Annotated in this window: 14 protein-coding genes and 1 pseudogene; 7 read left to right on the top strand and 8 right to left on the bottom strand. The window is 54.7% G+C overall.

Annotated elements, in window-relative coordinates:
- Window positions 1-98 precede the first annotated feature (98 nt).
- From GST84_26415 to GST84_26400, 4 genes and pseudogenes are all read left to right on the top strand, one after another.
- Window positions 99-1,253, top strand: a pseudogene (locus tag GST84_26415) (IS3 family transposase).
- A gap of 93 nt (window positions 1,254-1,346) precedes the next feature.
- Entirely contained in the window at window positions 1,347-2,162 is an 816-nt protein-coding gene (locus tag GST84_26410; GenBank protein XGB15857.1) for an HDOD domain-containing protein, read from the top strand.
- 16 nt (window positions 2,163-2,178) lie between these two features.
- Complete coding sequence (locus GST84_26405) at window positions 2,179-2,835, top strand: XRE family transcriptional regulator (protein XGB15856.1); 657 nt, start codon at window positions 2,179-2,181, stop codon at window positions 2,833-2,835.
- 116 nt (window positions 2,836-2,951) lie between these two features.
- The gene (locus GST84_26400) at window positions 2,952-3,899 is read left to right on the top strand and encodes a hypothetical protein (GenBank protein ID XGB16073.1); all 948 of its coding nucleotides are present in this window, start codon (window positions 2,952-2,954) and stop codon (window positions 3,897-3,899) included.
- Window positions 3,900-3,901: 2 nt separating this feature from the next.
- Here GST84_26400 and GST84_26395 read toward each other — a convergent pair whose 3' ends face one another.
- Together GST84_26395 and GST84_26390 are read right to left on the bottom strand one after the other, a co-directional pair.
- The gene (locus GST84_26395; GenBank protein ID XGB16072.1) at window positions 3,902-5,197 is read right to left on the bottom strand and encodes a RepB family plasmid replication initiator protein; all 1,296 of its coding nucleotides are present in this window, start codon (window positions 5,195-5,197) and stop codon (window positions 3,902-3,904) included.
- 2,005 nt (window positions 5,198-7,202) lie between these two features.
- On the bottom strand, window positions 7,203-7,670 hold the full coding sequence (locus GST84_26390) for a hypothetical protein (GenBank protein ID XGB15855.1): 468 nt from the start codon (window positions 7,668-7,670) through the stop codon (window positions 7,203-7,205).
- Between the two features lie 359 nt (window positions 7,671-8,029).
- Here GST84_26390 and GST84_26385 point away from each other — a divergent pair, with 359 nt between their 5' ends.
- On the top strand, window positions 8,030-8,287 hold the full coding sequence (locus GST84_26385; GenBank protein XGB15854.1) for a hypothetical protein: 258 nt from the start codon (window positions 8,030-8,032) through the stop codon (window positions 8,285-8,287).
- 1,598 nt (window positions 8,288-9,885) lie between these two features.
- Here the strand turns inward: GST84_26385 and GST84_26380 are convergent.
- From GST84_26380 to GST84_26365, 4 genes are all read right to left on the bottom strand, one after another.
- Window positions 9,886-10,923 carry a ParB/RepB/Spo0J family partition protein gene (locus GST84_26380; protein ID XGB15853.1) on the bottom strand — a complete coding sequence of 346 codons (1,038 nt, stop codon included), beginning with the start codon at window positions 10,921-10,923 and terminating at the stop codon, window positions 9,886-9,888.
- On the bottom strand, window positions 10,920-12,041 hold the full coding sequence (locus GST84_26375; GenBank protein ID XGB15852.1) for an AAA family ATPase: 1,122 nt from the start codon (window positions 12,039-12,041) through the stop codon (window positions 10,920-10,922). The genes GST84_26380 and GST84_26375 overlap by 4 nt, the downstream gene beginning before the upstream one ends.
- 380 nt (window positions 12,042-12,421) lie before the next feature.
- Window positions 12,422-13,573, bottom strand: a complete 1,152-nt coding sequence (locus tag GST84_26370; protein ID XGB15851.1) for a tyrosine-type recombinase/integrase — start codon at window positions 13,571-13,573, stop codon at window positions 12,422-12,424.
- Window positions 13,570-13,920, bottom strand: coding sequence for a hypothetical protein (locus tag GST84_26365; GenBank protein ID XGB16071.1), 351 nt, complete (start codon window positions 13,918-13,920; stop codon window positions 13,570-13,572). The genes GST84_26370 and GST84_26365 overlap by 4 nt, the downstream gene beginning before the upstream one ends.
- Before the next feature lie 1,282 nt (window positions 13,921-15,202).
- On the opposite strand from GST84_26365, the gene GST84_26360 reads away from it, so the two are divergent.
- Together GST84_26360 and GST84_26355 are read left to right on the top strand one after the other, a co-directional pair.
- Window positions 15,203-16,228 carry a hypothetical protein gene (locus tag GST84_26360; GenBank protein XGB15850.1) on the top strand — a complete coding sequence of 342 codons (1,026 nt, stop codon included), beginning with the start codon at window positions 15,203-15,205 and terminating at the stop codon, window positions 16,226-16,228.
- Window positions 16,229-16,338: 110 nt separating this feature from the next.
- Window positions 16,339-16,794 carry a hypothetical protein gene (locus GST84_26355; protein XGB15849.1) on the top strand — a complete coding sequence of 152 codons (456 nt, stop codon included), beginning with the start codon at window positions 16,339-16,341 and terminating at the stop codon, window positions 16,792-16,794.
- 60 nt (window positions 16,795-16,854) lie between these two features.
- On the opposite strand, the gene GST84_26350 is transcribed toward GST84_26355, so the two are convergent.
- Both GST84_26350 and GST84_26345 read right to left on the bottom strand, forming a co-directional pair.
- Window positions 16,855-19,395, bottom strand: a complete 2,541-nt coding sequence (locus GST84_26350) for a hypothetical protein (GenBank protein XGB15848.1) — start codon at window positions 19,393-19,395, stop codon at window positions 16,855-16,857.
- Window positions 19,392-21,926 (bottom strand): DNA topoisomerase, encoded by a 2,535-nt coding sequence (locus GST84_26345; protein XGB15847.1) that lies wholly within the window; start codon window positions 21,924-21,926, stop codon window positions 19,392-19,394. The genes GST84_26350 and GST84_26345 overlap by 4 nt, the downstream gene beginning before the upstream one ends.
- Window positions 21,927-23,060: the final 1,134 nt, after the last annotated feature.

Raw genomic sequence — 23,060 nt, 5'->3', positions numbered from 1 at the left:
GCGCAGGAATCCAATTCTTGAATCATTAATGACCGTGAATCGCCCCTAGTTTCGTAGACACCTCCAAGCCTCATAATGAGGCCCAAATAGGAGGTGCCATGAGTCGTCAGCGTTACCCCGAAGAATTCAAGATCGAAGCGGTCAAGCAAGTGACCGAGAAAGGCAAACCCGTCGCCGATGTCGCCCAGCGCCTGGGCATGTCCGTGCATAGCCTTTACGCCTGGATCAAGGTCTACAGCAAGCCCCAAGAGCAGCGTCAGCAAGACGACGATCAGCAGGCCGAACTGCGCAAGCTGCGCGCTGAACTCAAGCGCGTGACGGAAGAGCGAGACATCTTAAAAAAGGCCGCCGCGTACTTTGCCAAGGAGTGCGGCTGAAGTACGCCTTCATCAAGAAGCACTCGACTGATTACCCGGTGCGGCGCCTTTGCCAAACCCTCAAGGTGCACCCCAGCGGCTACTACGCCTGGCTGGCCGAGCCTCAATCTGCCCGAGCAAAAAGAAGATCAACGTCTGCTTGGCTTGATCAAACACGCTTGGCTAGAAAGCGGAGGTGTATACGGCTACCGCAAAATTCACGATGACCTACGTGAGCTGGGAGAGGAATGCGGACGAAATCGAGGTCGGGCGCTTGATGCAGGCGGAGGGGCTGCGTTCGCAAACGGGCTATCGGCGGCGTCCAGGGTTTTTACGGTGGAAAAACCAACAGTGGCCTCGCCCAACCACCTCGCGCGGCAGTTCAAGGTCAGTGAGCCGAACAAGGTCTGGGTGACAGATATCACTTACATCCGCACCTATGAAGGATGGCTCTATCTGGCGGTAGTGCTGGATCTGTTCTCACGCCAAGTAATTGGTTGGTCAATGAAGCCAAGGATGTGCAGCGACCTGGCTATCGACGCAATGTTGATGGCTGTGTGGCGACGCAAGCCACAGCAGCAAGTGATGATTCACTCAGATCAAGGTAGTCAGTTCAGTAGCTCAGATTGGCAAAGCTTCTTGAAGGCTAACAATGTAATCAGCAGCATGAGCCGGCGGGGAAACTGCCACGACAATGCCGTAGCCGAGAGCTTTTTCCAGCTTTTGAAGCGGGAGCGAATCCGACGAAAGATCTACACAACCCGTGAAGAAGCCCGAAGTGATATTTTCGATTACATCGAAATGTTCTATAACCCTAAACGCCGACACAGCAGTGCTATGCAGCTGTCTCCAATAGAATATGAGAAACGCTATTTCCTGAGCTTGGAGAGTGTCTAGGAAACCAGGGGCGATTCACCGTGCCTGTTCAAGACGTTACAATTTGACTTTCTACCTACGGATAGATGGCTCAAAATTTCACTGAGACTTTTTATGAAAGCCCTAGCAAAAATATTCAAGAATCCCGCAGCCTTACCCACGATCTCTTCGGTGGTTATGGAGCTACTAGCGATGTCTAGGGATCCCTCAGTGCCGTTGTCCAGCATTGTGAAAGCAGTGAGCCTTGACCAGGCTCTCGCCGCAAAAGTACTACGCACGGCCAACTCTGCTTATTTCGGACGCAGCGGAACTGTTTCCCGTCTCGAAGATGCCATATCTACAATTGGCATACACAACTTCCGTACCACCATTATCACGACAGGCCTACTGAAGGCGCTGCCGGACGCACCAGGTATTGATATGCCGACCTACTGGAAAATGGGTTTGCATACTGCGTTCATGGCATCTGCCCTGGCGGAGAGCATAGGTGCAGAGCGGGATATCGCTTTCACTACGGGTTTGATGCAAGGCATAGGCGCCCTACTCATTCACCTGGTAATGCCCGATGAAGCCTGCACTGTAGTTCAATCCGTTGATGCATTCGACCTTGTCGGCCGGCGTCCTGTCGAGCAGGCGCAGCTTGGATTTGACAATGCTGAGGCTGGAGCAGAGCTGCTGAAGCGCTGGAAATTCCCGACCCCAATCCAAAAAGCGTTGCTCACGTATTCCAATAGATCCCCCCTACCCGATATCCTTGGCCAATTGCTATCAGTATCCTCGACCTATGCTTATGGCGTGGTTATGGGGTTGGATAGATCATCACTCGCAGACTGGGTGGACCCAGAGATAGCAAAATCTCTTGGCCTCTCTCATGATTTGTTGGATAGCTGCCGACAACGTGTGTCTGAATCAGTGCTGATGATCGGTTAAGAGAGAAGGATTTGTAGTGAACCCAGGGCTCCGCCTATATCAGGCCATAATCGATAGATCTGAACTGCTATCGCTCCCCTTCCAAGAGGCTAGCAAGGCCTGTGGTTTCACCGCAGACACGCTGGCCAGTTGTTTTGGGGATGAGTCAAAAGCCAAACCGCGTCCCCTCCATGACGTACTGGATCGAAAACGAATCGACCTGATCGCTGCATTTCTTCATTGCTCGGGGTTTCGAGTTCTACAGATGGCGGACGTTTTTCGCTGGTCGGACTACTGCCTGATCCAGCAGTCAGCGGTGTTCAATTCGAAAGCCGTCAACCAGAGCCATGAGACCGCGGCCTATTTCGAGGAGGTCACGAAGGCAGACGTCGCCTCATCCCCGATTTTCATCCTGGATGAACTGATCGCAGCCACTTGGTCAGAAGATCTCAAGGAGGCCGCCGAGAAAATCGACGTACCGTTTGAGACGCTCAATTCATGGCGCACGGGTCGCCCTAAGCCCTCCCTCCGCGATCTTGCTGCTATCAGGATCGTAGCGAAGCGTATTGATCTCGGAACCCCAGTGATCATGATGGCGTTGGGCGTACTGGCGAAATCTGATTTCCAGCTGGATGGTTGCTCAGTCGACATTGAAGACGAGCTAAACAAAGCCCTCGATATAGACATCCTGTAGTATCTTCTGCGTAGTTATTCCCAAAAGGGATATAACACGTATTGATAAGATAAGACCCTATTGCTAGTATCCATATGGCTACGAACGGTATTTTACTGAGCCAAGGGTTCTTCTTTATGCGTTTCGATGCCCAGTCTGCATCTGCCAAGCTCTCTAGTTTGCGAATTCCTGCTCCCGACATCGAAGTGCTCGATGAGGTTTACAAATCAGAGGGTGATGACCTCACCGACGCAATCGATCGGGCAAAAGCCGGCGACAACTCAGCCCTGCACTATCTTCGTGGAGTCTTCTTCACGATTCTGCCTGGATGTGCTGAGCGCATCCTACAAGCCAACCTCCCCCAGCCATCACTGCCTGTGCTAATCGGCATCGGGAAAACGCAGGGGCCACAGTTCTCTCAACAGCTCAAGCACTGGTCTGAGGGTGGATACGCAGACTCAGATGTTGGTAGGTCTCTGTGCGAGACCTACCGAAACGCTCACTCGCAGTTCTCCTCATCGCAGGAGCCAGCGGTGCTGATCGAAGCTTCTGACATTGAGACTGCCGAGGAGCCCGTCACCTCTGACAATGACTGCGAGCCTGCAGGCGAGAAGACATTTGTTACTCGGCATGTGTATGGCGGGAAGGTCGCAGTGTGCTTCCAATCTGATACGACCAGGGGTGGTGAACATACGATTAGGATCGAAGCGGCAGAGTCGACCGCATCCAAGAGATTCAACTGGTCTGACAAGATCAGCATTCAGCTATCTGGACGCGAGCTGCCCGGCGTGCTGGCGACATTCATGCAGATGCAGACGAAGTTCGATGGGAAAGGGCATGGTGCACAAAACGAAAAGTGGTTCACGATCGAGAATCAGCCCGGGAAGGTTTTTCTCTCGGTGAATACGAAAGGCCGGCCACCTCGATCGGTGCCTATCGGGCCAGGCGACTGCTTTGGCGTGGTGACTCTGCTCATTGAGCAGATGCTGAAGAACTCCCCTTTCCTCTCCGCTGATACGCTGTTGAACATTGTCCAGCGCACCGCACAGATAGCCCCGCAGCCGTCCTCGAACGGCCACAGATAGCTTTAGATCTTCGCTCCACCCAGCAAGAATTGCAGGAGTGTTTCCGGGTTTGGGGTCTCAGGGAAACGCTCCTGGAACTGGATCGCTACCAAGCAATTGATCACCATCGTGTTCAAACCCTTCGACCGGTATTGCGAGTAGGCCAATTCGTCTTTGCGCAGCTCGGTCTCATATTTCGCCGCAAGCTCTTTCTTCTGCTCGTCCGACAGTTCCATGAACTGGGCGCGGATAGCTTCACGCTGAGCTGCTCCCCACTGTTCCAGCAAGTCTGCCATTTGGTTCGATGGTGCTGCTTTCGGCGCTTGCGATGGCGCCTGCGCTGGCTTCGACTTCTCACCGGTTTTAGAGGCGGCTGGCTTTTTGCCTCTGCCTGGTTCCGCGGCCTTCTGTTGAGTTGGCGCCTTGGCGTAGTTGTTGGCTACTGCAGCCTTGAAATATGCCGCTGGACTGGCAACGTTAGCCCCTTCCTTGCGCATCTGTGCCTCGGTGTAGTCAGCTTGCGCAAGCAGGTACTCTTCATCGTGAGTCATGCCAAGCTCATCGATATCCTTTTGACTCAAGGACAGTGCTTTAAGGCGCTTTGACACGTCTTGGCTAACCAGCTCTGGTGATGGTCCAAGGTCTAGGCCAGGCTGAATCAGTGTCTCCAGCTTGAACCAAAGCTTGTCCATTTTCCGGTTTAGCTTTGTGACGTGCGGTGTGATGCGGAATCTGCGTTCAATGCTGTTGACCTGGTCGATTGCGCGACCCAGCATTTTGTTGAAGTCGCGAAATTCGGCATGTGGCGTAGCAGATCCTGACAGCACAACGCTCCACTCAGACCAATGTGCACGGTACGTCTCTCCCATTGGTGAGCCGAGGTAGCGAGATGTGATCTCGTGCAGAGTGAGAGCAGAGAAGCTGGAGAAGTGGTACTGCATCCGCAAGTCGATCAAGTTGAAGATCGCTGGGTCGAGTAGCCGGCGTTTCAGATCCGGTGGGAACGAAAAGCGAAGGGTCTGACCATCTTCCAAGATGTAGGCTTCAGCGATCAGGTTTGCGATGCCCCATTCGCTCTTGCGCCCAGGGCTTTCACCCTTGTAGTCAAACTCCACCTGTGTCTGAGACATGCTCACGAGTACCTTCTTGAGGTAATCACGGCTGTTCGACGTGGTGTGTCCAATGTTGTCCTCGACCTGTTTGATCGGGATCTCATGAACCATCTCCTCTCTCGGCCGCTGCTGGGCGAATTGAAGGAGGGTGTTGTAGAGTTTTCGCTGAAGGAATGTGAAGTCACTGGCGGCAGAGACGTTTCGCATCGAGAGGGCTTCGGTTGCCTTTTTCAGCTCGACTGCTTTGGATGGCTCTACATCACGAACGACCTGGAGCTTGGGTGCCCTCTTGCGTTTCGCTGGACTGGTATCCGTTGTCGCTCCGGCTGTACGCTTGGCTCTCGGAGCTCGCTGTGTGGGGGTTTCTGAGTCCATGTGAATTGTGCCATCGGTGACTGTGGTGGCACATTACTCGAACGTATGACTTCTGGTCAACGAAAATACGGTTCCAACGTCAGTGCCCAATTGTGCCATCCCTAGGGACCGCTTTTGCCCTTCGCTTTTGACTCAAAAAAGCGATAGCAAAAAACCTACAACAGCTTGTTTCTGTTTTCACTGCTTTTTTAAAGCTTTGTTAGTGAATCCCTCAAACCCTTGATACACAAGGGCTCTAGCCATTTTTCTGTGCCATCTCCAGGGGAAACAGTGCCATCCTCCGAGACTAATGTGCCGGCGGTAGATGGCTCCGGTGCCATCCTTAGAAACATGTGCCACCTTTAGACCCATACTGTGCCATCGCTAGGCGATCTCGTGAATTGTGCCACTGGTAGGAATGTGGCTTCCTAGCGATGGCACAATTGGATCGAGCCCAGCAAATACGGGCCCTCCAGCCATTACTGATGATCGATTTCGCATCAGCACCCTCCCTAACGATGGCACTCTTCATCACGATTCGTGGCACGCTAACCCTCGCGATCTGCCGAAATTGCTTTAGCAGTGCTCTAACAATGGCACATTTCGTTTCTTTAGGCTTATCAGACACCTACAGAACCCCTCCTCCCCCTGACGATGGCACAATTGATGTTCTAGGGAGGTGCGACTCCCCCCTTAGCCCCCCTAGTAGTGGCTTGCCACGACGCATAATGACTCAACCTCTTTGAACTAGTTGAACGAAGCCCGCGATCGGCATCGTTGATATAGTTTTCACTGTGAAAAGTGGCATAAGACTGGTGGGGAGGTACTCGAAGCGTGGCACATTTGGCTGGGTGGCCACTGCCCATACCTCATCTAGAGATGGCACATTTCGGACGGCTTCCCAATTTCACCCACTAACCATGGCACATTTGGGCAATTTCGAGCTGTCGCGCCTCTAGAGATGGCACATTTCGCTGTTTCGCCCTGTGATCAGACAGCCAGGCCCAGGGAGGTCCATGCCTACGAAGGGCGCCACCTCTAGCCATGGCACAATTGGCGGCATGAGGTTTTCACGTGAAAACACTGCAGGCGGTCCCAGCAGGTCACTCGATCAAGAGCCCTGGGTCGCTTGAGCCATGACAGAGAGAAAAAGGGGGGGCGATCGAGTCGACCAGGCTACGAAACAAGATGTCAGGCTGATACGCGGTGCCTGGCCGTACCTGTCCATCATCGATACGTCGCAGTCATCATCGATCCCTGCAGGCGAGCTGGCTGCGTCTGATGGAACGAGCATGGGCGATAACGGCGGAATAGGACACCATTGCCAGAGTGCCGGTGGCCTTATCGGGAACAGCCGAGTTGCCGGCCTAATTGGCGGGAATAATGTATGTGCTCCGCCTGGAAAGGCCTCCTAAATGGCAGTCGGACCGAGCGAGCCCGCACGCAGCTAAAGCCCGGGCGGTAACCAGGTGCGCAGAACACTCTCTCTATGGGTATGGGCAGCATGGCCCTGGTCTTGATCGGTTGCAGTCTTGGCTGGCCTCGCGCCGGCAGTGCTTGCCTACACGGTATCAAGACCTGTAATGAAGGGCTGCTTGATTATGTGGGCCGTATGTTGTGGGCGTCCTGGTCACATATGGCAGTGAGCGCCAATGACGCTGTGAAGGCCCAATTGCTGTCAGAGTTTGAGCTTTCGACCGCTTCGCGGAAGTCACCCTCCTACAGCGGTTAAGCCTGGGTAGTAAGCTGAGGTCCATTACCGTTGAGATGAAGGGCCAGTACCTCGTGATTCGACTTAGAAGCTGCCTGCGGAAATGAACAGGCAAAAAAAAACCCCGCTAAGCGGGGTCTGGGGTTATCAGAATTGGAACCGAGGATCACCTGTATCCACTAGACCATCCTGAGCTGGGTTTGCATGCGCAGCAGCGTCAGCTGCTGGCGACGGCTGGCTCACCGGTCTTACCTTTGGTGTAACCGAAAGGCTGATGAATGGAGCACCACCATCCACGCCGTCTTTGCGCCAGCCTGCAATGCGCATTTCGTGGTTGAAGCCGAAGCTACCCGCGTAGTCGGGACCTTTTTCCTTCTTGTCAGCTTCCTTGAACAGGCTGGCATTGATCCCGCCTACTGACAGTGAGTAGAACTTCTCGTTCGAGCCGTTCTTCTGCTTGAGCCAGACCGCTACCTCAAGCTTCAGCTTATGGCTGCGCTCCTTGTTCAGCGGGAACTCCATATAGCCGATCATCACGGGTGCTGCATCAGATGTGCGGTTCTTGTTCTCGAAGATGGTTCCGGAGCCTTCGCTCAATACCAGTGCAATAGACATGCGTTTCTCCTGATCTTTTGGGGGCGTATGCGCCATAGCTTGCACTGCTGTTATGCAGCACATGGTTTTGTATTCGACGCATAACACGTAAACGTACTTTTATTGAATCCAATGGTAACAGATTGATCTGCTTGCCCCACGCCCTCTACTCTACAAATCAAAGGAGGACCCCATGCCAGGCCAAGCATACGCACCGTCTATGTACTGGTTACGTTGGGCAGGCGAGAACAATTGGGCGGTTCATCTATGCACTTCACCTAAAGTCCTTGATGACCGGGGGCCTGATTTTCACTGTGAAATGGCTAAATTATGAGCTCGTTTCATCCCTACGTTTCACAGTGAAATGACCACGCGAGTTGATGGACGGCCCGGTACCGGAATCGAACCTGGAGATCGTCGGGCTGCGCAGCACCGCGCAGATGTACTACGAGACCGCCCAGCGAAAAGGCCTGAGCATTCTTCAGCTGTGCAAGCGCATCGCTTGGAAGGCCCAGGAGCACCTGGCCATCGTCAGCACCGGTCAGGACGTGGGCGACAAGATGGAGGCCTGGGTCGAAGAGGAACCCGCCGATAGCGTCAACATCGCGCCCACTCACTTATACCCATGGCATCTATGATTTGGTCGAGTACGTGCTGCCCCGAATTGCGCCGCCGGCCGGATCCGCTTCCGCGAGAAATACGAAGGCAGAACGCTGCGCGAGAAAACAGCCCTGACCGTGCCTTAAAGCCGCTTCGCCTGGTCCTGCCCGGAGAGTCTTCATCATGTCGCCGGCCTTGATTCAAACCGAACCCGCCCCGGTATCAAAGGTAGCCGGTGATCCGCCTCTTTCCGCCGTTGCCTGGGGCAGTACGCTACGGGCAACGGCGGTGGTCACCGCGTGCAGCGGGGCACAGCTCAATGGCATGACCATCGACTCGGGACCCTCGCTGTATGAACCCAAAAGCAGCAGGTTCTTAACAAGCTGGCCCGTTATCTGGGCTCTTGGTTGTGAGTGTTTTCACTGTGAAACGCACAGCTTGATTCAGCAGCCGGCACGGATTTAATGCACTGCCGTTAACCCTGTCGATCCTCGCATCCCCTATGACCGTTGGGCATGTTGGAGAGCAGTTCGCGGTAACCGCTCGTAATGGTGTGCCACCCCGCGGGTTTTCACTGTGAAAAAGTCGGAATGCCGCCAGTGGCGCGAATTGCACCACGGAGCTGATTAAGCCAGGACAGTTCGATACCTGTTTACGTACTGAGCTGCGTTTTGAATCCATGAGTTCCCTCACCGAGGTGAAGCTTTTCACAGTGAAATAGAAACCCGGAACCTGTCCGTATATGAAGGGGGCCGCGGCTTTTCACCGTGAAAAGCTCGATGCCAGATTGAAGCCAGGCGCGCAAAGTCGGATCACTCATGTCCATTTCCTTTGGATCTGCAGGCACTACCCCAGACCAGCAACCCGTAGTCTTTTCACCGTGAAAAGGGAGGCGGAAATCTATGGGCATTCACAACATGCACATTCCTGGACGCTGGCTATTCAACTCGGCAGTCGGCGGCTCCTTATAACTTGAGTCTCCTAGAAGATGTCCGGTAGCACCCGTCTTGGTAAGGAGTTCCGTCCAAGTGCCCGAGCGCACTTTTCACCGTGAAAAGTGGGGATGGGTCGGTGCTCGGCAACTTGCCAGCTGCGACGGTGATGTATGGATCGCAGGAGCAGAACGAGACTTCTGGGCACGACTCGGAGAAGGAAGAGAGCAGGTGGAAGCCGATTACCTTTTCACTGTGAAACGACCCGCATTACAGCAATCGGCGGGAGCGCGTCGAACTGTGAAATGGTTTGGCTAGGAGAAGGCAGCTAGAGCGTTTCACAGTGAAAAGCATGACGGCGTGACTTCATTCATCCAGCAAATGAGCTGGCTATGCGGTGCGCAGTGAGCAGTGTGAGGTGTGCACTGCATAGTAAACACTGCACAGTGCGCAGTTGGTAGTGAGCGCTGATGGAGGGAGCTGCTACATAGTTGAGATGGGAATAGGGGCTAGTTTTTCACAGTGAAACGCCTAGGAGGGGGCGTTATTTTTCACTGTGAAAAATAGCCAGGAGGACAAGAAGTGATGTGATCCGAGACCGAGCTTTTCACAGTGAAACTACGAAAAACTCAACAATATCAGTGGATTAAAAAAGGAAAGGCGAGGGCGCCTTGCCGCCGGAGGGACCGGCGGCGGAAGGGATTTTAACTACGCGTTTTGAGCATCTCCTCGATGTATGCGAGTACCTCTGCGGGATCAATGCCTTTGGGAGGAGTGAGAATCAACTTGCGCCCATCGATACGGGCATCCAGCTGGGTGCGTTCCTTGTAATCGATTTGCCGCGGAGGAACAGGGGCCTGAGGTGATGTCTTGCGCCGAATCTCACCTTTGGCCCAGTTGATTGCGCTGTCCTGGGATGCACCTTCTTTAATACGGTTTGCGGCGGCCAGAACGGTTTCAATATGTCCCTTGTCAGCCAAAGCAACCATATCGGAGACAACCCTGTTACCAATCAGGTCAGGATCTTCTTCCAGCAGAGAAATGACACCCTCAGGCAACTTGAAATAGGCAAGGCAGCGGCTGATCGTGGCCATGCTTCGACCGACACGGCGGGACAACTCCGCCTGTGACTGTACTACCTTGTCATCGAGAAGCTTCTTGTAACTTGCACCACGCTCGAATTCAGTAAGGTCTTCCCGGGCGTCGTTGTCCGTAACGGACAAGATCGCCGCTTCTGCATCCGACAGATTCCGGATGAGCGCGTAGATGTAGGCTTTTCGGAGCAGCTCATGAGCCAGGAACCGGCGCTCACCAGCAATAAGCTCGTAAGTACCGTCAGCAAGTGGGCGAACGATAATCGCGTTGTTGAGGCCTTTATCTTCAATCGTGTTCGCGAGAAGGCCGAGTTTCTCGGGGTCAAATTTACGGCGTGGCTGATACTTCCCGCGGCGTATGAGCGTCAATTGCAAGAACTTTGCCTCGCCTGGCAAGCGCTCGCCGCTCAAGAAAATGTCATCCAAGCCCGGCTGGTGAACGTGATCAGCATCAGAAACCGGTGCACGTTCCAGCGGCTCCGCTGAACTGTCCCTTTCTTCATCAAGGTGCAAAGAACTGAGCACCTCGCTCATCGGCCGGAGGTTAGCTTCCGGAATAACCTTCGGAACATGTACGCCCTGGATGCTAGACGAACCCTCCGCCGGCGCGATCACAGTAGGCTTGCCGATCGGGCTAGAACTCCTCATTTACCCTTCTCCAGGACTGTTTTGATTCGGCCAACCATTTCCTCGAACACATTGCGGAACGCGACCAAAGAATTCTCACCACCTTGTTTCCAGAGGGAAAGAGGTACGCCGTCTTCCAGGCTTTTCGAGTAGTCCTCGGAGTGGAAGAGCGGTTGTTCCGTAACCTTCCCTGGGAACAAACTAGACAAGCGAGCGAGGTTCGCTTGTAGGCGGGGGCGGTTGCGCATGTACATGGTGGGAACTGCCACGATCTCTGGAGCCCGACCGAAATCGGTGCTCATTTCATTGATCTTGTGCGCCAGTCGAGATAGCGCACGGAAGGAGAATTTGTCCATACGGATTGGGCACAGCAGGAAATCAGCTGCGGCTAGGCTGTTCCGGGATAGCATGGTTCCAGAAGGTGCGTTATCCATGATGATCACATCATAGCTTGATAAGTCGCAGTGAGGGAGCTGACCTTTGCGAGCTCGTTCGATGAACAGTGAGTACCGGAAGTCGGCACCCTGGGCGTTACGGAGCACAACGTCCATATCGTCCAAGGAATCGTAAGCTGGGATGAGGTGGGGGCCGTGCTCGCCAAATGGTTTTTTGATCACCTGGTCCAGGGTCATTTCTGGGAAGTTTCCGAGACGGATCAGGTTCCCGAGGTGGCCCTCTACTGCTCTGTCAGCAGGAAGGCCAAGCTCTACAAGCTCCTCGGTAGTTTGGTCAGGGTCATAGCCCAGCATGCTAGACACGTCGGCTTGAGGATCGTTGTCAATGATCAGGGTCTTGAAACCTGCCAAAGCGAACTCGATGCCGATATTGCAAGTGGTGGTAGTTTTCGCGGTCCCACCTTTCTGGACGTAGGTCGAGCAGGTGATTGGTCTCGAAAACCCTTTAGTGTTCCCATTTGCACGACGAATTGACGCAATCAGGAACATGTCAGCTAGCGTGTAGCTCCTGACCTCTACGGATCCGCGTGCGACACGTGCGATGTTGAGGTCGTGTTCCTTTTCGATGGCTTTGAGTGTCTGCGTGCTGATCATCAAGCGTTCAGCCACAAATTGTGGGGTGAAGGTTAGCTGAGTGAAATCAGTGAAGATGTACTGATCGAGTGGCGCAGCAGCTGAAGTCATGTGGTTTACCGAGGTCAGGTAGGTAGGATGACCGCATTTTCATACGAATCCATACGGTCAGACAAGAAAAAACGCATTTCTACCTGATAGAGATAGACCACTTACTGAAATCTGTCATCTGGTAGTGTCTGGGTTCAAACGCTGTCAACCAGATGATTTTGGGTAATTAACTGATTTAGCGACAAAAATATCGAGGGTAGGGCGCTCAGATGTCCGTAACGGAGAGGGCTGTATGCTGAGGACGTACACTGCAGGTATGAGAGTTGTTGGTCGCAAATGGTCGGATGTTGCTTTCATCCCTCACAGCAGCCGGGCCATCAGCGAAGGGTGGCCTTGGCAGCCACCGTCACTGATTCAACAACGCTGAGGCCTGGAGAGATTTACCGGTGTAGTCGAGGGGTGCTTAGGGTTTGAACGACACCCGCATGCAAAGCGTCGTCCTCCGTATGCAGGTAACGACTGGTGGTTTCGATTTTGCTGTGACCAGCCAGAGCCTTGATCATCACCAGGTCACCAGTAGCTTTGGCAAGGTGACTGAAGCACGAGTGGCGGAGCCAGTGCGTTGAGGCCTCCTCAAGTCGATCGGCCAAATCGAACTGGCTGCGCTCTATTGCCAGGGCTGCAGCATGATGCATGATCTCTTTGACTGCTTTCAAAATGGTGTCGTTATGCGCGCGTTTGAGCTTTGAGTTCGAGGCCAGGAGGAGGGGGGTTGTGTCCTTCACTGGCACCTCACGTGACAACCCGAACGCCTGGCGATACTGCAATAAGTCCTCATAGAGGTCTTCTGATATCGGCACATCTCTAACCTTGTTTCGTTTGCCCAGCACCTCCAACCACAGAGTACCGCTTGCTGATCGCCGGATTTTGCCCATGGTAGCGCCGGTCGCTTCGAACGTTCGCACGCCGGTCATGTAGAACAAGCTCAACATGAAATGGTCGCGAGCTCGTTTGAGTGGGCTTTTTGTAGCTGCGATAGCCTCAAATGCCAAGCCTATGGCTGCCTCGGGAAGCAGCCGTTTGATCGTCAAGTCGACGTCGACTTGGGGCTTGGCCACGAGCGACACTGGGTTCGCTTTAAGGCGTCCACCCTGGATCATCCACTTGTACATGCTGCCGATCTGGATCAGGGCGTACTGCTGCGACGCTTTGCTAAGTGGTCCAGCGAACGGTCTCCAGTCTGGATGAGAGCGCTTGTGCTTTGTATGCGATACCCAAACCTCAGCCGGCTGTGGGTCAGCCATAAAGCTGATGTACTGGGTGATGTCCATCACAGTTATTTGGGAGATCTGTTTGCCCTGAGTGTGCAATGCCCAGAGGATGAACCGCTCCATTTCCTTCCGCATAACCCGTTTCGTCTTAGGGTTCGTTCCTTTGGCATGGAGCCACATCCAGGCTGCTTCGATGTCGTTTTTTGCCTGGATCACATCGACCTGGTCAATGACGTCGACAGGCTCGCGATCAAGCAGCGCAACCTCTGACTTGGCCTGGAGGTACGGAATTCTGTGTATGGCTGGAGTGTTCGTGTTCATCGTAAGTCTCGCGTTTTGCCGTTGTAGACAAGCCAGTCGTCAATCTCATCGGGCTCGAACCATCGCTGCGAGCCTGATGGTGCTTCGCACTGGTACTCTTCCTGTACACCTCCAGCCGAATCGACACCTTCCCGTGTTGCAACTACCACCAGAATGGACCCGAACGCCGCAAAGTTGTCGATCTCGCTGTCGACGACCAGCTCGGCACCGCGGCTTAGGTACCGCCTCCACCGGTAGCCGTCTATGGCGACCCCTGCGAACTCTTCGTCATCTTCGTCGTCATCATGATTCCAAGTAAAGGGCTTGTCAGCAGCTGCAGAGCTTGCGACCGCTACTGGCGCCTCGATCGGTGTCTCTTGTACCTGAGTGATCTTGCGCTGCCGTTTTGTTGGTGGCGCCAGCACCATGCGAGCTGCTTTCACCGCAGCCTGTTCGTTTGGGCTCAGCGTTGGTAGAGCCCGGGCCAGGTCGTCCCATTTGAAGTCCCTGTCCTCGTCAGCAGCGATGCGGCTCATGTGCTCTGGACGAATTGACCAACGGCATGCCACATCAGCCATGCGCCAACCCTTATGTAGGATCAGTTGCTTGAAGTCATCTCGGGACAGCTTCCCAGGGCGCAAGAGCAGCAGCCCACGAGAAATCTTTGCATTTTTGGCTTGATCCACAGCGCAAGTCTTTTGTTGTGAAAGCCTTGATTTTAGGGGCATCCACGATGAAATCAAGTAGCTGGATGAGCCAGGTTGACTGCGCCCGGTGAATCCTGAGGTGAGCCCAGAAGAAGGATTTTTTACGTGCTCCTGTGTGAAATCTGGCGATGTTAGCCCCTGCGAATTGATCAGAATCGACGTAGGAGCGTCATTCGGGGTCCGTACATCCCAGTGGTCGCCGCGGCTTATGAGCAAGGTACCGTGGGGCTCTGTCCTCGGAAGTAATACTGAGGACGATTCCGGAACTGATTCCTGGACCGTAGCGTTCATCCTCCAAGTTCACGAATTACTTCCTGCCGTTGGCAGCCATGCCTCAGCCGTCTGGACCACCGCCGGCGCACAGACTGCTCGACAAGACGGTTTTGCCCGGGCGTTTGACCCAGGAGCATCGGTGAGGCTTTGCCAATACAGCAGGCTTTCTGCAGCTGGTCGGGCAATGATCGGGTTGCGGCCGCTCTGTGCTAGGGTTTGAAAAGTGTCCATGGTTCGATTCAGCTATGGTGCCCCGCAGATCCAGTGTCACCTTGCTTTCGCATTTTTGGCCGTGGCTTCGCATTTATGGCTGACGTTGATACTTGATCTCCAGCGCAAGCAAATTTTTCAGAACCCCTTGTTCATAGGGGGTTAACGAGAAATCCAAAACGCCTCTCTGAAAAGCCAGCTACTGATAGCGATAGGCTTTTTGAGGGGCGTTTTTTCTTGCTTGAAAAAACTCGTGATAATCGGAGATATTCACGAGTTTTTCATTTTTCGGATACGTTACGTATGATATCCAATACGAATTTGTTGTTTTAGAGACGTGAGTGTATGCTCCCCTCTAAGGCCAGCCCCCTCCCTGTGAGGAGCGGCCAAGGCACGTACTGGCCCCTCGCCGAGGTCGCCGGCTCCTAGTCTCCCGACCCTATCTCCAAGGATACGCCTCATGGCCAACACCGGACTCCCATCTGACAAAAGGCTGAGCACCAGAGATCTTGTCCACCTTTACGCGAGAGAGCTGCTTGATGCGGGTCGCGAGGTTCGCCAGGCGGAAATTCGCGAGTGCATATACATTCACCATGACCTCAAAGCCTCGCCCAATCTGGTGAACGAGGAAATCAAAAGGTTCTGGAGTGAGACCGGCCCTATTCTGAGCGCCAGGCTGCGAAGACCTGGTGTTCCAAACGCAGTGTGCGAAAAGCTTGATGAGATCTGGGATGTCGCTCTAAAGGCGGCCGAGGAGACTCATGCGGTTGAGCGCAAAGCGCTTGAGACGGCGACAGCGGCTGCCGTTGATGCCGCCAAGGCGGCGCAGGACAATGAGCGGGCAGCTACTGCTAGCCTTGAATCCCAGAGCAGAGAGCTCGCTGGCCTCATCGCGGACAAGGAGCGGTTGACCGATCAGCTGGATCAGTCGAGTGCTTATATTCGGCAACTTCAAGCTGAGGTCGCAGATCTCAACAAGAGACTCACTGCCGCAAGTCAGGCTCATGGTGAGGAAATCAAGCGCCTGCAGGATGTGCACAGTGGCGTAGTTGAGCGTGCCCAGGACATGCATCGCGGAGAGCTTGAGCGCCTTCAGCAGCAGCTCCAATCAGCAAACGATGCGACTGAGTCTGCACGTGCGAAGGCCGAGACTGCGCGGATTGCCGCGGAGGAGCACCTTGAGAGAACCGAAAACCACCTGATGATGGAGACCGCCAGGGTTCGGGATGAAGAGAGAGGCAAAACAGAGAAGGTCGGCAAGGAGCTGCAGCAAGCTTTGACGCTCATCGACCAGCTGCGGATTCAGCGCTCGAAGGCCACTGACGATGCCGCTGAGACCCGCGGTCGTCTGGAGGTTACCCAACAGAACCTGAGCGCCCTAGAAGCACAGAACAAGGAGCTGCGTGAACTGAACAGAACCCTGCAGGCCGCTCTGCTGGAAGGCTTTAGAGGTGGTAAAGCAGCAGCTTCTGGCACGGATGAATAGTTTGCTGAATTGACATTTTGTCAATTTGTCAAGTATTTCTTGTGGTTTTCGGATGAAGGGTGGTAGTTTAATAACGCACCGCGTGGTGCTACTTTAGATGAGGACTTTTTATGGCTAACCGCAAGACATGCACGGACAGTGCATCTAACGAGGCAGCGCTTCTGCAGGTGTTTGCCACCAACACCTTTCGTAAGGTCATCTTTTTTGCTAGCCCAGATACGGGCGGTTCGCGCAAGGATGGCTCCGAAAACAACTGGCCATTGATGGCTGTGTTGGTCGAGGACCAATCAGGCGAGCTCGACGTTTATGATGGGGATTTCCTTACTGCTACTCGTTACCCGCGCTACCTGGAAGTTAAAGCCGTCTTGGATGCGGCCCAGGCTAGTAACGGCAATGTGTTTTATGCCACAGCTCCACTTCCTTTCACTTCGGGCAAAGGAGAGGATGCAGCTGCGTTGGACATGCTCTCAGTTCAAACCGACGTATTTGATCAGTCGACGCGAGCAAATTATTTCAAACTGCTGAGCCGTTTGACCGAAAAGCAGTACGCTCAGACCTACGACTGATCATGGCTCCCTGGCTTTCTTGATGTCAGCCAGGGAGTCATGATCAGAGCCGGCAGCTCGTCAAAGGTCCAGCTGCATCGGCGCCATCGGAATGCCCACCATTACCACGCCTGGCTTAGGCTCGACGGTAGGCAACTTCCCCGCCCGAATCAGCGTGCTCAATTTCAGTTTTGGGTCGTAGACCATCAGGTCTGACTCCAACACGTAATCAAACCCATCTCTTGTCCCACAAATCGGTATTTCTTCCGCTTTTACTGCTGCGCGGATACCCTCTAGCTGCTCAGCAGGGCCTGGCTTTTTCTTCCTTGGTGCAACGAATGCAGTGAAGTTGGCGCCTGCCTCTTCAAGAGCCCTGAGCGCTGCGGATTCGGCAGCAGGGCTTATCCTTTTCGTTGGGGTTGCATCAGGATCAGGTATGGCTACCGCCACAGGTGCCGGCGCCGGTACGCCTAGATCACCATCATTGTGTATGAGCGAAGCGCCCGGCCCTTCTTCTCCTGCAGTTGAATTCACGCTTTGCTCGGCTGTGTCCACGATCGAGGATTCACTGGGCGCGAATGCGCCGAACACATCATCCACATCATCGACGTCATCGCTCCCTGAGTGCCCAGGTTCTATGGCGAGAAAATCTTCCTCCAGTTCCACCTCCTGCCCGGGACCGAACGAGCTAATCGACAAGCTCTGCAGGTCCTCATCTAGCAAGTCGTCATCTGCACCACCACTCATGAGCGGGTCATCATCCTGCGCCGCTAGCGCTTCAGCGGAGATACCGGATTGCGTCCCTGGAACGTCACTTTGCTCGGAATCACCGCTTGCAGCGCCGGCGAGCGCAGATGTTGCGTGCTCGGTTGAGTCGACTGTTGGAGCATTAGGTTGAGGAACACTCGCGGTATCAGCTATGGGTTGACTAAATCCTTCATCAGCCCGAACTTGTGGTGCTGGTGCTGGTGCTGGTGCTGGTGCTGGTGCTGGTGCTGGTGCTGGTGCTGGTGCTGGTGCTGGTGCTGGTGCTGGTTGTGGCTTCACTTCTTGCTTGCCGGCGATGTTCATCTTCGCGGCGATTTCAGCACTGAAACCACGGGCAACGATCTCCCGAAGCGCATCTGCTTCAGTGATTCCCAGATTGTGCGTGAACAATGGGCGCTCGATATCCAGCTTAGTACCCATGTTGGGTAATCCACTGAGGCCCGCAAGCTCGGGGGTGGTGGCAACTGGCACGACAATAATGCAAGGTTCCCAGGTCGTGAGGTGAGCACCCGTTTGTGCGTTGCGCAACGATACCGAGTACATCGGCAAAAATCGGCTCATGTCGGCGTGATTATGTCGCGAGTACAGCAGCCCCTTCTCTTGGAGCGTCGTCATAAGATTGAGGGTCATTCGGTACCGACCATCACCCTCCTCCAACGACCAGCCCATTTTGGCCAAGATGAGAGATCGAAGGTCCTTTTCCCGGATGACGATCAGTCCATCGTGTTTCTGAGCAATCTTCAGCGTGGAATCTTTGGCCTGGTCACCGGTGCCGTTAACTCTGCCGTACTCCGTCATGATCTCGACGAAGCTGTGATAAATGGCATTGGACTCGTCTTCTGAGATCTCGTGATCACTCAGCGTCTCGGTGATGCTCGACTCGGCCATGCCGGTCTTTTTGTCAACCAGGATCAGGAACTCCATGAGCGCCGTCATGCGGTCGTCCAGGCTGAGGCCATTGCGGTCAACCGGGAAATCGCTTGGGTGGTGGTAGTGGGCGATGACCAGGTTCACTGCTTGTCGATCGCGTGCAGGTAAGGCCCAGTATTCCGGGAAGCGTGCAAGAATTCTCGCACCCAGGGCATCGTGCTGGATCCGGTTGTCATCCTGCGGTGTGAGCGCTCCAACCTCCTCCTGGGTCTTAACACTGCCGTCGGGTAGGAGCTCATAGGCTTCCAGCTTACCGATGTCATGCGCCAGGCCCAGAATGGGGATCAGCGGATCAGTGGCGTCAAACCGATATTCCTTGTTTTTCAGGTCAATGATTTTGAATTTGGGCTTGCCCCTGGCCTTTACATAAACCCCGTCGAATACGTATGCGCCAGCATCCTCCAGTGCGGTATCTGCCACGGCCAGACAATGCTCCCAAAGCCGACGATTTCCGTGCCCCCCCTTGCGATGCGATGCAGGGAAGTGCGCATGTGCGGAATAGGTGTCCCAAATAGCCCAGAAAAACGCTACATGTGCCGGCCACTTCTTCTCATTGGCAGCAACCCAAGCCAGCACTTTTTCACTGCCGATGGGGAGACGCTTTGACGCTACCTCGATGCGAGGTAGCGCTGAGGTGGGCATGGGAACCTTGCCGAGCGTCGATCGGGCGCCGTTGAGGATGTTTCCTTTCTTGCCGGCGTATAGCTTGTTCAGTGCTGACAACCTGGTGAACCAGATAAACCAGACACCGATGATCAGACCGGAAACAACGCCCAGGATCCAGTGTGAGACGTTATAGCCCACCAGAGGCCAGTTCTCTAAAAACTCCATGGGAGAACCGCCAAAGGCTCGGGCCGTAAGCAGAAGCCACCAGAAACCGAACACGATGGCCGTTGCGCGAATGACCTTGTTGTTGGCGTTCACAGGAAAGCTCCGCTGTCTGTTTGGACCGTAGGTGACGGCGCCCCGTCTGAACTGGCTGGTTGTTCCTTCGGAACCGGGGCCCCGTTATTGTCCTTTAATGTGTTGGAGCACCCACCGCCCCCCTTCACAAAGCCACTGCAACCCCAGAAAGGAGACTTTTCAGCGTTCCGCAGGTACATGGGTTTGCCGCAGAGGTCACATGGAAATGACTTCGGCCGCTCCACTGGGTCGCCGTCGCGATCGTTCATGGTGTGATTGCACTGCTCTCGATCAACGCAGGCCCAGAAGTGCCCTTTGGGGACTTTGATTTTGCGCATGCCGCCTTGGCATTTCGGGCAGGAAACGACATTACCTTTGGAGTCCCGGGTATTCGCCGTCGGGTCGAAGTAAAACTCGACCTTGCCTGTGTCGAGCAGCTTCAGCCCGGCCTCGAACTTGGTGGATTTCTTCGGATTGACAAAGCCCTTGAGCCCAAGCACTACCTTGTCCCGGAGCAAGGTTTCTGCTTCCGATACTTTCAGCATGCGACTGGCAATCTCCCGCCATATGGAAAATCCGCACTGCCGCTCGCACATGAACGTTCGGGCCTGGATCTCAACTGCGCCGCCGCAGGTGGGGCAGAGAGCGCCAAGCTTCTTGACCTGGACACCTGCGTATTTTTTCTTGATGGAGTCGAGGATTTCCGTGGTCAACTCTGCAAGCTCGGATTTGAAAGCGTCACGCTTGTACGCCCCCTTTTCCATCTGACGGAGCTTGTGCTCCCATTCCCCGGTGAGAACTGGCGACGTAAGGGCATCGATGCCGTTGTCGACCAGGAAACGGTAGACAGTCATCCCCTTTGCGCTGGGAGCAAAGTACTTCTTCTGCTGGATGAGATAGGGCTCTTTTTTTCGGCCTGCGCCGTCCTTGGTGGATTGGAGCGATTCGATCATTGCAGAGCGCGTGACCGGTGTACCCAGCCCCCGCTCCTTCATCGCCTCACGAAGGTCCTCATCCTCTACCAGGCGCCCTGCCGTCTCCATCGCGCCCAGCAACGTGTCCTCGGTGTACCGTTCTGGAGGCTTGGTTTTGAGCATCTTCAGCTCCATGCCCAGCGGAGTGACTGACTCTCCTTTGACGTACCGTGCGAGCTCTTTCTTGTCGTCGGAGTCACCATTTTGATCGGTTACGTCCTCGACGATCCCGGCTCCGTAAACCACCATCCAACCTGGGGACACAAGCACACGACCTGTCGACCTGAAGAGCTCGTCAGCCACCGTCGTAAGCCGGACAGTCACCGAATACTCAGCTGCTGGATGGAACACGGCAATGAAGCGCTTGACGATCATGTCATAGATTTTTTGAACGTCCGGCTCCAGGTCCCCAGCTCGCTTTCCGGTTGGAATGATAGCGAAGTGGTCCGACACCTTCGTCGAGTCAAAAATCTTCTTGTTGGGTCGTACCCAGCCTTCATCGAGCACGCGCTGCGCGTGATCTGCATAGGGGGTTCCAGCAAACATTCCCATGACCTTCTTCGTGTCGTTGATTGCGTCATCGGGAAGGTAGGCAGAGTCAGTCCGCGGGTAAGTAGTGAGGCTGAGCTCCAGGTAAAGTTTCTGGGCAATCTCCAGTGTGTATGCTGCAGAAAACCCAAGCTTGCGGTTCGCCTCTCGCTGCAGCGAGGTGAGGTCGTACAGCTTGCCAGGGCCCGTCTGGGCCGGCTTGACTTCATCCACCACACTGCTCGGTGCGACTCCAGAGCACTTGCTGATCAAAGCATCGGCTTTTGCTCGATCCATGATCCGGTGCTGGGAGCCACCCTTCTGCTCAGTCGTCTGTGGTGCCAACCACTTGCCGGTGTATTTACCAGCAGCAACCCCAAAGCTCCCGTGAACCTCCCAATAGGGCATGGGCCGGAAGGTCAAAATTGCCAGCTCCAAAGCACAAACCAAGGACAGCGTTGGGGTCTGCACGCGGCCAAGCGGGAATATCTCGGCTTTAGCAGTCTCTCGCTCATAGAGGCGTGAGATACCCCGGCTCGCGTTGATGCCGACGATAAAGTCGCCTTCGCTTCTGATCTCTGCTGCCATGGCGAGGTTGTCGAAATCTGCGCCTGGCTGCATGTTCTTGTACGCCTGCCGGATAGCGTCATCGACCATGGATCTCATCCACATCCGAAGCATTGGCTTTGTGCATCCAGCCATTTTGTAGATGAGCCTGAATATGAGCTCGCCCTCGCGGCCGGCATCGCACGCGTTCGCAACAGCGGTGACGTCAGGCCGACGCATTAGGCGTTGCAGCACGTTATAGAACTTGGCCTTTGGCTCAATGACCCTCAGGTCGAATTGATCTGGGATCACAGGCAGATTGCCGATGTCCCGCCCTCCCTTGGCCATTTCCTCTGAATGGATTTCAACCAGGTGGCCGGCAGCGGGGGCAAGAATAGCGTTCTCGCTCTCCAGCCATGATTCCACCTTGCTGAATCCTCCGACCGCTTGCGCGATTGAGACCGCTACGGTTGCTTTTTCAGTGATGATCAGTGTCTTGCCCATGCGGACTAGCCTTCCAGTGCAGAATTACATTTCTTCCAAGCTGCCGGCCTAGCCAGACGGCTGCTGGGTGAGAAACAAAAAAGCCATCGACTCCAGTGCTGGATCTCGATGGCTTCACAGAACGAGGTGAGGCGGCCGCTGCTATGCGTCTTGTTGCTCACCTGGAGTTGCAGGCGTGCTTGCCGAGTCGGAACCAAAGGCCGAGGCGAACATGGCGCTGCGCTCTGCATCTCCTTGTTTCGGCTGCGGCGCCTGGGTACCGTGGCCCTTGAAGAGCTCAGCCGCCCAGCTTGGCACGATCTTGATGTGGCCAGAGTCCGGGAGCACAGGGCCTGGCATGTCCTTGGCCTGAATGAACGGAATTTTGGACACTTCGGCGATCCCTGTTTCACCATCCGGCAGGGAGATTGCCTTTACGTCCATACGGAATTCGCCGTTGACGATGATAGGCATGCCGCGGGCGAGTTTCTCAGACAGCGGCTGCAGATTACGGCCGTACCAACGAACAGGGATGCAGGCATCGGTGTCCTTCGACTGCCGAATCAGCACGACCAGGCGGTCGTTGATTGGAGTACCGTCTACGGGATGTTTGCGGTTGCGTTCCAGCGACTTGGCTTGAATGAAGCCTGCGATACGGATCTGGTTCGAGGCGTTCTTGTTGAGATCCATTGCCTTCCAATCGAACGAGTTGAGACGGTCTTCTGTGCCAGCGCTGGGTAGACTCTCCAGCTGTGCCACAGAATCCGGAGTACCGGAGTCCTTTGCCGCTGCGTGCACGGCTACATCCCATTTCCGCATGAAGTCGTCTCGAAAGCGCCCTCCAAGGTGCATCAGGTTTGGAGCTTCGAATCGGATGCTCTTCACCCGTGCAATACGGTTATCACCCTCGATGGCGCCATCGGTGTGAACGAACGCCATGATGAGGTCCCACTCCTTGATGTCCTTGGGGATCGGCGACTTCTTGGGATCGTAGTGGATGGGAAGCATGTGGTTTTCCGCCCGGGTCTGCTGGATGTAGCAGATCCCCTTGACCGGATCATTCAACCGCAGGACGCCGGCGATGTAGCCAGAGTTGAGCATCCCGTTTGGATACGAATAGGAGTCAGGCTTCCGCTTTGCGTCCTGGGGCAGCAT

It is taken from the genome of Pseudomonas putida, assembly GCA_041879295.1.
GTDB lineage: Bacteria > Pseudomonadota > Gammaproteobacteria > Pseudomonadales > Pseudomonadaceae > Aquipseudomonas > Aquipseudomonas putida_Y.
The sequence above is the reverse complement of the archived record's forward strand: the minus strand, read 5'-3'. Positions and strand labels throughout refer to the sequence as shown.